The sequence below is a fragment of the Undibacterium sp. WLHG33 genome, from assembly GCF_049544815.1.
GTDB lineage: Bacteria > Pseudomonadota > Gammaproteobacteria > Burkholderiales > Burkholderiaceae_D > Undibacterium.
In genome coordinates this window covers 2175698-2188762 of record NZ_CP186697.1, presented here as the reverse complement: position 1 = coordinate 2188762, position 13065 = coordinate 2175698, and the positions used below count along the sequence as shown (strand labels likewise).

Sequence of the window (13065 nt, the reverse complement as noted above, 5' to 3'; positions counted from 1 at the left end):
TCATCGGCTAGTCATATGAGTACTCGTATGACAAGTACTTGTAGCAAACGTACGTTGTACATTTATTACGTAACAATTTAATGTCTTTTCTAGAGAGGCTATTCAAATGAAACAAAAACAATTAAGTATCCTGGCGGCTAGCCTGGTTGCTGCTTTCGCTGCTAACGTAGCTTCCGCAGGTCAAATCCAATCTTCATCTTCTGCTATCGCTCACGAAGTTATCGTTAACGACGCACAAGCTGTTTCCGCTCCTCCAGTTTCTTATCGTTTCGCTGGTGATATCGACGCGACTCTGGTTGCTCAGTCTTTCCAGATCCAACTGGTACTGACTAACGGTACATTCAAAACAGCTGGTACTAAAGATGCAATCACTATGGTTGACAACTCTGGTAACCTGATTCCTGTAGCTAAATACACAGTTGGTACTCCAACTCTGAGCGCAGACGGTAAAGTATTGTTTGTTAACATCTCTTTCCCACAAGCAGCTGGTTCTACTTTCGTTACACCAGCTGTTCGTTTCAACGATACAGTGTCTAACGCTGCTCCTGCAGGTCCTACAAGTACAGGTACAGCAGGTGTTGCTGCTACTGTAACTGGCCTGTACACAGTTGTTGGTGCAGTTCAGCCATGTACAAACAACGTTCCTACACTGGGCGTATCTGTTAAGCACTTCGCAAACGTTTCCGCTTCCACACAAGCAACTGACGTGTTGAATCCTAACGCAGCGAATGAACACACACGCGTGGGCAGCACTAACGACGGTATCCTGTTCTCTTTCCCAACGAACTTGTCTATCGGTCTGACAGCTTCTACTGTTAACCTGGCTCGTGTTGATCCATCAACAGGCAACACATTGTTCAAAGGTACTGCAGCAGCATCCGTATCTGACGCAACACTGAACGGTTTCCGTTCTACTACAGTTGCTCAGTTGGGTTACATCAAAGTTAACCAAGACGCACTGGGCTCTGACTCTGGTTCTAACACAGCGTATGCTCTGGCAACTGGCGGTGTAAGCTTCGTTGCAAGTGCAGCGACAAAAACAACTGGTGCGATCGAGTTGAAATCCTACGATATCGCTATCACTGCAAGCCAAGGTTTTGCAGTTGGTTCGACTGTTGGTCTGTCCACAACTCGTGATACATACACAGCACCAGTATCTGGCGCGATCCTGTCTCCAGCAGTCACTGCTGCTACTGGCAACACGATCACTTTCAGCAACACAACGCTGACAACCGCTGAATTGTCTGCACCTCTGTATGTGTTCTACACAGTACCAGGTACTTCAGTAATCCCAGTATCGACATTCTCTGCTACTGCGACTCTGACAAAAGCACCAGGTACAACAACATACCTGAACGAACAAAACAACTCATGCACAAAACCATTGGCAGGTCTGGTCGGTGGCGTGAAAGTGGACGTTCGTAACTACGCTACTTCTAAAAACAACAGTGGCTTTGCATCTTACATCCGCTTGATCAACCCAAGTGAAACCAATACAGCGACGATCTACGGTCAGTTGATCCACTCTGATGGTTCCTACGGTGGTTGGGGCCAGATCACTACACTGGCACCACGTGCTGCTGCTAACTTCTCTGCAACAGACATCGATGCTAAGTTGACAGGTACTCCAGCAACTAACGGTACAGGCTATGTAGCTGGTGGCGTTACTCCAGTAACTCAAAATCTGGGTGAGCGTCTGCGTGTTACAGCTGAAGGCGTAAGTGCATTGAAAGTACAGAACTACCTGTTGAACACAACTAACGGTAACTTCTTCGAAGCTTCCTCTTCACAAGGTGTTGACTTTGATTCTTCAACAGATCGTGCATACGATTCTCAATTGAACGATCAAGACGCACAACGCGGTCTGGCTAAGTAATTCTGGTTATTACCAATTAGTTTTACTGATTAAAAAGGGAGGCGTAAGCCTCCCTTTTTTTATGTCCGCATACCGGATGATGCAAGTTCATCATCAGCGATCAAGTTCAACACATTATTCAACACCGAGATTCAACACTTGGCTTTCTTTGTGATATGTTGTTCAATATCACGGTTTCTCATGACGAAACTGATTCAGTACCGCAATTCATGCTGTAAAGTCAGGCTGCGGCCTCGCTTTGGCTTGCCTAGGGCTGATGTATGTTGCGTCATATTTTGCTGATACCGCTGCTTTATTCTTGTTTCACTACTGGATTCGTATGTCTGCGCATAAATTTTCTGTTCGTCGCTTGTTCCGCTATATTTGCGCGTTAAGCCTGTTTTTCCTCTCCATGCTTGCCGGCGTCACTCCTCCGACTGTTCAGGCACAGACCGCTCCGACCAAAGTGGTGAATAACATCGAAGACCTGATACCGGAAATGACCAAAGCAGGCACAGTCGATGCCGTACTGGCGATGATGCGTCCCCCCGTCAGTAAAACCACATTAATCAAATCCGACTATCTGCTGCTGGACTCACCCACTATCGCACTTCCCGGCATCATGACTATACGCATGGTCAGCGAAATACCGGGCACTGAATTTTTCATGCTGTTTAACCAGACGCCGGCAGATAAAGAGCCGATGTTCATCACCGCCGTCTCGACACCGGGCATAGGCAAAGCCGAAGCAAAAATCAAGGCCAAATTTAGTAAAAACGCCGATTTACTTCTGGTGGTCAAAGCTGGCGGGCGCTGGTACAGCGTCGCCAATGACATCAAAATTGCGACCAAATAAGCTGCCTGTTGAGTACGGGGCAGGCACATCAGCTGCCCGTTTTCATCTCTGCCCGTTGCCTTTGCCGCTTGTATTCCTCTTTCAGATCCATGAGCACAAAATTATCTTTCGATCAGTATTTACAAACCCATCACCTCGTTCCGGCTGAGGTGCTCGATAATGTCCGCCTGCTTCAGCTTGAGCAATTCACTCCGCTGCCGGCGCTGCTGGTACGGATGGGCGCTTTATCCGAGGAGGTGCTGTATCAGCACCTGTCAGATTACACCGGTTTGCCTCTGCTGACCGATGACGAACTGCATCAGGCGCAAACGACATTTCACGCCACGATCACCCAATGGGAAATTCTTCCGCATTGGTGTCAGTCACAAGGCATGATGATCTGGCATAACGAAGAAACCGGCGTCACGTGCTGCGCATCCAAAGAGCCGTTGAATGCGAGCGTGCTGGAGGTATTACGTTTAAAAGCACCTGCAGATGGAAAGCCTTTGCTGTTTGCGCTGATGCGTCCGTCTTCGTTTGAGGCTTTCTACGCCGCACAGGAACGCCGCGAACCAAAGATGGCGATGAGCGGCGACGTCATGCATCTGCGTGAACTGGCCGAAGAAGGCCCGATTATCGAATTGGTCAATACGGTGCTATCACAGGCAGTGACACGGCGTGCTTCTGATATTCACGTCGAACCGGGCGAATATGAATTCGCGATTCGGCTGCGGGTCGACGGCGTGATGCAGGATCTGAGCCGCTTTCCGCTGGATAAATTTGACGCTACCGTTTGCCGTATCAAAATTTTGTCGCAACTCGATATCGCGGAACGCCGCCTGCCTCAGGATGGCCGTATGACGGCACGCGTCAATAGCGAGGTATTTGATGTCCGTGTCTCGGTATTGCCTAGTGCGATGGGCGAATCTGTGGTGATGCGTTTGCTGCGCCAGGATCGCAAGCCTTATCATCTCGAAGATCTGGGCATGATGCCTGACCATGCCGCACTATTTAAACGCTGGATCAAGATGCCGAATGGTATTGTGCTGGTAACCGGGCCGACCGGTTCGGGTAAAACCACCACGCTCTACACGGCACTCGATATCGGGAACGATGGTTTAAATAAAATTATCACGGTTGAAGACCCGGTTGAATATCGTCTGCAAGGTATCTCGCAAGTACAGGTGAATGCGGATATAGGCTTTACTTTTGCATCCGCTCTGCGCTCTATCCTGCGGCATGATCCTGATGTGGTGTTGATCGGTGAGATCCGTGATCAGGAAACCGCTTCCATCGCTGTCCAGTCCGCGCTGACCGGGCATCTGGTGTTCTCAACTTTACATACGAACAGTGCTGCAGGTGCTGTAACACGACTGGTTGACATGGGTATTGAGCCGTTTTTACTTGGCTCCAGCTTAAAAGGAGTGATGGCGCAACGTCTGGTACGGTGTTTATGCGAAGAGTGCGCGCAGCCGGCCGAAATTAGTCAGGAAACGCATCGTGTTTTACTAGAAGGCGTCAGACACTGGAAAGAAAAATTAGTGGAGAAACCACAGTTGCGGCAACCGGTCGGTTGCCGTGCCTGTAACCATACCGGCTTTGCAGGACGTGTTGCGATCTATGAATTATTCGAGGTCGATGCAACGCTGCAGCATCAGATCTTATCCCATGCGAGTGAGGCAGAGATCGTCAGATATTTAAGAGAGAACCAGGTACGCTCCTTACGCGATGATGGCATGCTTAAAGTATGGCAGGGCATCACCACCGTTGAAGAAGTACTGAGTCTGGCAGGTGCCTGAGAAAACATAAACACAGTGTACTCACTTCTTAGGGCTTCCAATCATATTCATGATGTAAGGAGCAACGTAGCGTGAGCCACTGTCGTTTAAATGACCTCTGTCCCTGTAAAGTAGCATATTGTTTTTTGCGAGATAACAATACTGAGCATCACAAAACGGATCGGCAAGATCATACGTACGAATTTGCGGAAACTCCTTCAGAGCCGCATTTACGACGGACTTATAATTTGAAAAAGGCGTCAGAGAGTCAAATTCCTCGCGCGGGAATAAGCATTTGTTCCGATTATTAGTAAGTCGGAACGGCCGGTTAACACATAAATTCGGCTCAAATGGCAGAAAAGGATTGTCAAATAATACGACTACTTTTTTATTCGCCTTTGTTAAAGCCTGAAAAGTCCTTATCATCCCGTCTTTCAACACACGATTCTCATCCTTGTTTCCGGGATTCGCCATGTCTTTTACATCTCCGGAAGAACAGAGAGGGTTATGCGCCAGAATGACTGTTTTAATGTCCGGGTCATGAATGACAAAGTCGTAGGCGGCATTTATTAACTTATAAGCTCCTTCCCTGACTTTGCGTGCATTGATGTCGCTGGTGGCGCTTGCGATATCAATATATGGCGCCGCGCAACTTGCAGCAAAAGCGATGACTCCATCACCAGAATCAACGGACTCGCTTAATCCAGCATACAAATGACCGGCATGGGAATCGCCAATAATTGCGATGGTATTCTTGGTTTTTCTTTGAAACCTGCAAGGGTTATCAGTCACTTTATCCCATTCAGGGAAATACGCATGACAGTTATTGATAGATTCGTTCAACAAATCTGCAGAGTTTATATTTCCAATTTGGGCTTTACTGCTTAACAATCTGAATTTCAATCCATCTCGTTGGTATGTATTGAACCCGACATATCCGATAACAATCATCAGAAAAACGAGAGTAATAACCTTAGCCCTGCCATATTTTCCGAAACGCATCGGACGTTCAATCAAAAAATAAGTAAGCCAAGCAAGTACTATTGATAAGACAACAGCTTGAAAACGAATTTCAATGCTCGGTACTTCACTCTCAACGATCCGGGCAAAAGATAAGAGCGGCCAATGCCACAAATACAGTGGAAAGCTGATTAAACCGAACCAAACAAGTAATCTCGCGGATAAAATTTTTCGATTAACGACTGCATCAGGACCTGCAGCAAGCAATAACACCGCGCCGGTGACCGGTATCAATGCCCACTCACCGGGAAACCGGAGTTCTTTATTTATGTGTAATAACCCATAAGTGAGCAATAGCAAACCTAGAAGCGACGAACAATTGGCGAGAGTTTGTCCCTGGGTTTTCTGCTTTTCCGTATAAAGAACGGCAACAAGAAAATCATCAATCTTGTTGGCGATATGACTCAATTTCTGCCTCTGATATAACATCAGCCATGCCAGAAGACTGCCAAACAACAGTTCCCAAAAACGTGTTTGTGGCGAATAGAAAGTTGCGATGGCATCTTGTCTGACGCCCTTGAAATTCAAAAAAAATGAGATGACGGTAAAGAAAACGGTCATCGTCAGGAGATTAAACTTGCGCCTCCATGCAAACCACAGCAGTAGCGGCCAGACGATATAAAACTGCTCTTCTATTCCCAGACTCCATAAATGCAGTAAGGGCTTAGTCTCTGCGGCGTTATCAAAGTAACCTGCTTCTCCCAGCAAAACGATATTTGAGATGAAACCGGCACCAGCGGCCATGTGTTTACCCAGCTGTTTATATTCGTCTGGCAGTAAAGCAAACCATCCGAACACAAAACACGCTGATAACACAAGAAGAAGCGAAGGAAAGATGCGCCTTATGCGCCGAGTATAAAAATCAGAAAAACGAAAAGTTCCTGATTCTAAGTTCTCAAAAATAATCGTCGATATTAAATACCCAGAGATAACAAAAAAAATATCCACGCCAATGAAGCCACCACGAAGTAAATCTGGAAATGCGTGGAAGACGACGACCGCAATAACAGCGATGGCCCGCAATCCGTCGATGTCAGACCGATATTTCAAAGGTGGTAAATGTACATCTTTTAGTGTCATTGAATTAAATCTGAAAACAAACTGAAGTTGAAATCGCTGATGTACGTAGCGGAATCCGGCTAGCGGTCAGCAGATGATGAATGACTCTGCAAAAAAGTATTTTTCATCCACATCGCCGTCGACGAAATCCCGACATCAAGGTTAGTCGAAGGACACCATGAAGTTTTCGATAATAATTTGCGTGAATCAAGCACATTACTCTGAACGTCAACGAATCTCGGGGCGCTGTGTTGTACAGAGATAGGTATACCAAGACTGTGGCTGATCTTTTCTACCAACTCAACGATGGACGTGCCAATCCCCGTCCCGACATTAAAAATGTCACCGGATGTGCCAAGAATGCCCGCCTGTAAAATGCCTTCTATTGCATCGGTTATATAGATGTAATCTCTGACAATAGAGCCATCTCCCCAAATATCAATTGTCTGATGCGTAAGTGCCTTGTATATCAGCGCAGCGACAATCCCCTGCCCCCGCTGAGGATCTTGCCAAGGGCCGTAAGGATTGCTTAGCCTGATCACGATAAAATCGAGGTCGTATGATTTTCTATATAAATCAAAATAGCGCTCGATAGACAGCTTCACCAGCCCGTATGAGCTGATGGGATCTGTCGTACTGGATTCAGAAATAAGTCCCGCATCTTTTTGTCCATAAACGGTTCCGCCAGAGGATAAAAAAATCCAGCGGACATCTTTATCTTTTGTGTGCTCAAGATAGTTAATGGTAGAGACCAAATCCCGGCTGACCTCATTCGCAGCTTGCGTAGTGCTCGGCGAAGGACGGCAGGAGCTGACCAGATGGAAAATATATGCCTGATCCATTTCAGCCAACAGTTCAGCCGGTGGTCGCAAAAAGTCTCCCACAATCGCACGGACACCATCAGGCCACTGTTTTGATATCACTATATCGAAACAAACAACTTCAAATCCCGCGCGCACCAGTTCCTTCACAAGATTAATGCCAATAAATCCGGCAGCACCGAGTATCAACGCTTTTTTATATTTTTGTGCTGGCAAGCTCATTAACTGTTTTTCTCTTTATTTAAAGGCAAACCAAAATGATGGTGCAAATACTCTATATACAGGTTAGCTTTGTTTAATATGTCCTGACCCGGCGTTACTACTGATTTCGCGACCTCTTGCAAGGCGATCACTTCTTGCAAATGCAGATTGGCTTTCAAAGTATTCGTCGCGCTGTTTGTGTGACGGCGGTGTAAATTCAAGGGATGCTGATTGAAATAGATTTTTCCCTCCAATAAAACCCGGATATAAATCAGCCAGTCACCTGCAATTTTATATTGGGTTAAATTATCACCCATCTCATCAAATACCTTTTTCAAGGTCTGATGCTTGAAAAGAACACCACTCACGTTTGGAATCGTGTTTTTTATACTCATTGCTTTTGCAATTTCTTCGGCACCATCACGGCAATAGCTACGACTCCAATCATCTGAAATGTCTTTTGTATAGTCCAAATAATTTTCGGCAACAAGGTTCCCATGCTCATCAATTTGCTTTGATTGAGTAAAAGCAAGCACCACTGATGGGTCAAAAAATGCGGGAATTAATGCCTCCAGAAATTTTTTATCGGCCAGATCATCTGCCTCAGCAATCCAGATCAAATCACCTCTGGCAAGATCCACTCCTTTTTTCCACTGTAAAAATACAGACCCGGAGTTTTCAGGGTTCACAACAAACGTGCAGTCTACCGGACACTCCCGCATATAAGACTGCACCACTTCTTCGCTGTCGTCGCTGGAATTGTCATCGAGAATAATCAACTCATAAATCGGAAATGATTGCGTACAAACAGTTTCCAAGCGCTGAGCTAAATAATGTGCATAGTTGTAATTGGGCACAACAACAGACACACGAGGACAAGCATTCAGATGATGCATCAGATCTAACGAATACTGTCTGAGCGATAAAACAGGTTTGTTCTGGGTTGTAACTGGCGTATTGAGCAAGGCACACACCTGCTCTGCAAAATCGCCGGACTCGAGGTAATTCGCCAGGCGCCCACCACATTCTAAAATCAGGTTTTCCGTACCGGAAGCACCTTTAAAAGCAACAACAGGGACATTGACTTCTGCCGACTCCAAAACAACATTGGGAAATGGATCTTCGCGAGAAGTAAGTGCATAAACAGATGCCGCGGCATAATACGCCATAGGATCACGTACAAAGCCGGCAAAAATCACTTTATCCGTCAGCTTTAATTCACGTACTCTGAGTTTTACTTTTTGCTCAAAAATAGCTTCTGCATGTCCTACCCAAATAAATACAACGTTCGGATTGCATCGAATGACATCTGCAGCAACTTCGACAAATAAATCTGCGCCTTTGCGCATATCCAGATATCCGATTGCCAAAACAATCTGCGAATTCAACGGTAAGTGGTGTAATTCGCAAATTTCTTTATGTGCCTCAACTCGGCGGCCTTTAAATGGGTTCTTGCGTAATACGCCTTGTGGCCGGATAACAATCTTATTTGGATTGACGGGAGCAATTTCATTAAAAAGCTCATGCACTAACGCAGCAGGGAATACGACTTTATCCGCCAGTTGTGCAATCGTTCTGGCATTTTCCTCTTGCTTCATGTCACGAATAACACCTGGCATTTCATGAATCAGGCTTAACACTTTAAATCCCGTGTGTTTCAATAAAGGCAAAACACTTCCGCAAATGACAGTATTGGTAATTGCATCTACGGTTCCCACTGCATTCAATTTTTCTAAAAAAGCATACACCTCTTCAGAATGGCGGTTTTTTATGTTGAAGGTTTTACCGACCCGATTAAAGTCGTCCCACAAATTTCCTCCATCCAAAGCCATGATCGTCACATCAAAACCGCATTCCTTCAATTGCTTTGCAGTTTCTAAAATCAAAAATTGCGCTCCGTGCGGATGACAATCATGCGTAACAAGAAGTACGGACTTTCCTGGGTATGAGGTACTGCGAGTGATCGCATTTCGGGTCGCCTGCAAATAAGCGTAGCCATAGCGTTCATCAGGTTCAAGATGCGCACCTTCCGCCCATTCATTCCAGGCATTCACAAAGATCAGCCGTTCATCCTGATTACTACGGTGTTGTACGGTATCCCTGATTGCATTCGCTAACCAACGCTGATATACCAAAGGGCTGGAATGGAGGAAAATCGTCCCCTTATTCTTTCTGCGGGCTGTATTGTCCCAGGACGGGCATACTCCTCTGAATAAGGTATAAGGAGGCTGCTGATAGTTTTCACTTCTTTCAGCAAAGATACGCGCGTCATATACCCTGCCGGAAAAATCTGCGCTGAGCGGAGTCACTGTATTCGTCACATCTGGCGGCGCCGAATTATTCGGTGGAAATTCAACGGCAGCATCGAAGTCATACGTTGCAGGATCAAGCGCCTCAAAGGATTGCGTGTACGTCAGATAAATTTCGCCAATCCCGTTCTGACGACACCAGTCGCGCCAGCGGGCTACTGTTTCTTTTGGAGAGGGCAATAATCCTGGACGATAAACCAGCAACAGCGGTTTGCCACTGATGCGGATATAGCGCGGGTCACGCATGTACCTGGCAACATGTTCAATAAATGCAAGATCATCTTCGGGACTGTGTTGTTGCGCAATCAGAACTTCGTGATCCAAGCCATCCCAACGACGGCTCCAGTTTTCATTGGCCCAGCAGAGACAGAATGGCAAGTCCAACGAACGATCATTCAGGTAGTTTTCTATGGGTTTTTCTAAAAGACGTGTGCCACCAAACCAATAAAAATAAAAACAAAAGCCTTCTATTCCATACAACTTCGCTAATTCAATCTGACGACGCTGTACTTGAGTATCAAGTAAATCATAGTAGCCCAACTCACCCGGAACATGAGGCTGATAGTGGTTATGAAACTGTGGCTGTGCAGGTCTGACATTTGACCATTCTGTAAATCCTTCACCCCACCATGCATCATTTTGTGGGATCGCGTGAAACTGTGGCAAATAAAAGCAAATTAATCTGACTGGCTTGTTTTCTAAAGGTGTGGCGTTCAAGCGCGCAACATAATGCACAGTTTCCACTTCTGTAGATACTGGTTCATAAATGGACAAAGCCGACGCTGAGTCACCTTGCTGAGTATTGTGCTGGCCGGCAGTAATCCATTTGCTGTATTGATGAAACGGCGATGGGAAATTCTTAATCAATGCGGCTTTCAGCTTATTTTTTAACGTCAGTGGCAGGGGAAGTATTCGCCAAAAAACCCTGAAACTACCAAATGTGAACAGGCGCATTCTTGTTATTATTGATGTACTCATTTTTCGCCGGATGTATCGCAATGGTTTGGTTATCTTCCAAGATTTGCTATCAATGATAGATTGCAGGTAAGCTTCTTTTTCATTCAATATGTGTTTAAGCTCACTAATTTCCTGAGCTCTTTGAACGTTACTTTGATTTAACTCACTAATTTCCAGAGTTTTTTGAGCGTTACTTTCGATCAAGCCGGTAATTTCCTGAGCTTTCAGAGCATTACTTTCTGTCAGTTCATTAATTTCCTGAGCTTTCTGTGCATTGTTTTTTTCAAGCTTACAAACCAAGTCTTCCGTTTGTGACACTTTTACAGACATCTGCCTTAATTCCTCTGCGCTCAACTCAAGTCGCTGTCCCCAAATCATTTCTAGCAGCGCGTCTATCGCTGCACTGTCGTCGCAAAGAGTAAAGGCAAATTTATAGCCCTTATTTAACCTAGCTAACACATCAGATGGCACATCCGGATACCATTGAGGGTCATTATTTTCCGCCATTAATATACGGCCTTCAGCCGGAGTGATTCCACTCCAGAAAGCGTTGATCAAATCAGCATCAGAACCTGCCCCTGACCATTGCCACAAAACACTACCCTGTGCATCAGCGATGTACGCATTCTTAATCCAGATCGACTTCATTTCCGATGCAGGATCAATGCGTATTTTACTGATACACTCATCTTCTAAAGCTGGAAAATGAAACTCCACTACAAATTCGTTGAGTACACTATCGTGTCTAAATCCAGGGAGCTTATTCGTTTCGTTGAATCCTGATGTTTGTGAGCTCTGCCAATACAAAGCCGTCGTAAAAATAGGACTGGTCAGCTTTTTTTTGAGTCTGGAAATATCCGGTACCGCATGCATACTTGGATATATTTTGGTCGTGACTATCCATTGGTATACCAACGCGTCCGGGCGACTTTCAATCATCGCATCCAGCCACTGTTTAGGGAAAAGCCTGGTCTGCACGTCTGCGAATTCGGTTTCAGTCAAATTCCGCTGAACCGTATCCAACGCCCATAAATAAATTCCAGAATCAGCTAATTTCTTGATCAGATTTTGGTATGAGTAAAATCTCAGATGTGTGTTATCAAGCAAGCCATTTTGTGTATAGCTAAATTGCCCTGCAAGTAACTCTAAAGATGCGGCAATATGAGTGATATTTGGTACAGAGAAAATAATGGCACCGTGTGGCTTGACCAGCAAACGCAGTTGTGCCAAAAGTTTATCCGGATTATTCAGATGCTCAATGACGTCCGCAACGATAATGTAATCATAAGACTCAGGAACGAAATCGCCGGTAATACTATCCGTTTCGAGGTTCCTGATGGTAACTTTCCGGTAAACGGGACTGCATACCTCTAATGCCCCCTGATCAATATCAACACCGTCGACCACACATTCTTTTTGCAAAACCAGATAATGCCCCAACATCCCACTGGAGCAGCCAATATCCAACACAACAGAGTTTGCGTGAATTTGTGCAACGATCTTTGAAAGAGACTCCTCCGTGTCAGGAATGACATCTCTGCTGTATTTGTTATGATTTTCCATTACCACTAAATCTATCTGGCCGTCTTACATAATCGGTTATTTGCTTATCTGCAGAATTTTTCTACAACTTGCGGCTAAGTTGAATCAAAAATCTTCTCAAGCCATCCCGGATAGCAGAGCTAGCCGGCTTTTGCGCAATTAAAGCAGAGTCATGCCAGCAATTGGTATGCTCATCATAGAGCGGAGAATCCTCCCATTGGGTATAGGACTCAAGCGGATTCAATCTGGCGTATCTGGCCAAGGCAGTAAAGCCGTCAGGATAAAAACGCCAACAATCAACCGGATAACGATGTTCGTAGCCGGAGGAGGGAGCGATAATACAAACATAGCCGCCTGGTTTAAGCACTCTTGCGATTTCCATCATCGTGATCCAGAAATACTCTATGTGCTCGAATGCCTGACCGGAAATGACGACGTCTGCTGAATTCGATGGTATCTGACTCCAGTTGTACGGATCCGTCAAAACAATATCAACGTTGTTGCCCGCGACCATGTCACAGCCTTGATATTTCCATTTCGGCTCGTCACTGAACAGAGGTTTGTAGCTGCCATTGATGTGAACTTCCTGACTACCAATATCAAGAATACTGATTTCTTGATTTCTTTTTGCTGCGAGGTATTTATCTCTAAATGCCCTCATTTTATCCATTGAACTTGTATGCATATT

7 protein-coding genes are annotated in these 13065 nt (G+C 45.4%); 3 read left to right on the top strand and 4 right to left on the bottom strand.

From position 1 onward, the window contains the following. Positions 1-106: 106 nt before the first annotated feature. From ACOTSW_RS09990 to ACOTSW_RS09980, 3 genes are all read left to right on the top strand, one after another. On the top strand, positions 107-1876 hold the full coding sequence (locus tag ACOTSW_RS09990; RefSeq protein ID WP_423678928.1) for a hypothetical protein: 1770 nt from the start codon (positions 107-109) through the stop codon (positions 1874-1876). 319 nt (positions 1877-2195) lie between these two features. Beyond that, positions 2196-2711: a hypothetical protein gene (locus ACOTSW_RS09985; RefSeq protein WP_423678927.1), complete on the top strand. Its 516-nt coding sequence runs from the start codon at positions 2196-2198 to the stop codon at positions 2709-2711. Between the two features lie 89 nt (positions 2712-2800). Next, positions 2801-4489: a GspE/PulE family protein gene (locus ACOTSW_RS09980; protein ID WP_423678926.1), complete on the top strand. Its 1689-nt coding sequence runs from the start codon at positions 2801-2803 to the stop codon at positions 4487-4489. Positions 4490-4510: 21 nt separating this feature from the next. Here the strand turns inward: ACOTSW_RS09980 and ACOTSW_RS09975 are convergent, their stop codons facing one another. The 4 genes from ACOTSW_RS09975 to ACOTSW_RS09960 all read right to left on the bottom strand — a co-directional run bounded on the left by ACOTSW_RS09975 (position 4511) and on the right by ACOTSW_RS09960 (position 13062). Then, on the bottom strand, positions 4511-6568 hold the full coding sequence (locus tag ACOTSW_RS09975; RefSeq protein ID WP_423678925.1) for an acyltransferase family protein: 2058 nt from the start codon (positions 6566-6568) through the stop codon (positions 4511-4513). 59 nt (positions 6569-6627) lie between these two features. Further along, the gene (locus tag ACOTSW_RS09970; RefSeq protein WP_423678924.1) at positions 6628-7590 is read right to left on the bottom strand and encodes an NAD-dependent epimerase/dehydratase family protein; all 963 of its coding nucleotides are present in this window, start codon (positions 7588-7590) and stop codon (positions 6628-6630) included. Then, positions 7590-12398, bottom strand: coding sequence for a glycoside hydrolase family 99-like domain-containing protein (locus ACOTSW_RS09965; RefSeq protein ID WP_423678923.1), 4809 nt, complete (start codon positions 12396-12398; stop codon positions 7590-7592). Before ACOTSW_RS09965 ends, ACOTSW_RS09970 begins: the two co-directional genes overlap by 1 nt. 61 nt (positions 12399-12459) lie before the next feature. Beyond that, positions 12460-13062, bottom strand: a complete 603-nt coding sequence (locus ACOTSW_RS09960) for a methyltransferase domain-containing protein (protein ID WP_423678922.1) — start codon at positions 13060-13062, stop codon at positions 12460-12462. Positions 13063-13065 lie beyond the last annotated feature (3 nt).

Bases quoted from the DNA above. Each gene is read 5' to 3' on its own strand.
- ACOTSW_RS09990 (WP_423678928.1), top strand. From the start codon at position 107: ATGAAACAAAAACAATTAAGTATCCTGGCGGCTAGCCTGGTTGCTGCT.
- ACOTSW_RS09985 (WP_423678927.1), top strand. From the start codon at position 2,196: ATGTCTGCGCATAAATTTTCTGTTCGTCGCTTGTTCCGCTATATTTGC.
- ACOTSW_RS09980 (WP_423678926.1), top strand. From the start codon at position 2,801: ATGAGCACAAAATTATCTTTCGATCAGTATTTACAAACCCATCACCTC.
- ACOTSW_RS09975 (WP_423678925.1), bottom strand. From the start codon at position 6,568: ATGACACTAAAAGATGTACATTTACCACCTTTGAAATATCGGTCTGAC.
- ACOTSW_RS09970 (WP_423678924.1), bottom strand. From the start codon at position 7,590: ATGAGCTTGCCAGCACAAAAATATAAAAAAGCGTTGATACTCGGTGCT.
- ACOTSW_RS09965 (WP_423678923.1), bottom strand. From the start codon at position 12,398: ATGGAAAATCATAACAAATACAGCAGAGATGTCATTCCTGACACGGAG.
- ACOTSW_RS09960 (WP_423678922.1), bottom strand. From the start codon at position 13,062: ATGCATACAAGTTCAATGGATAAAATGAGGGCATTTAGAGATAAATAC.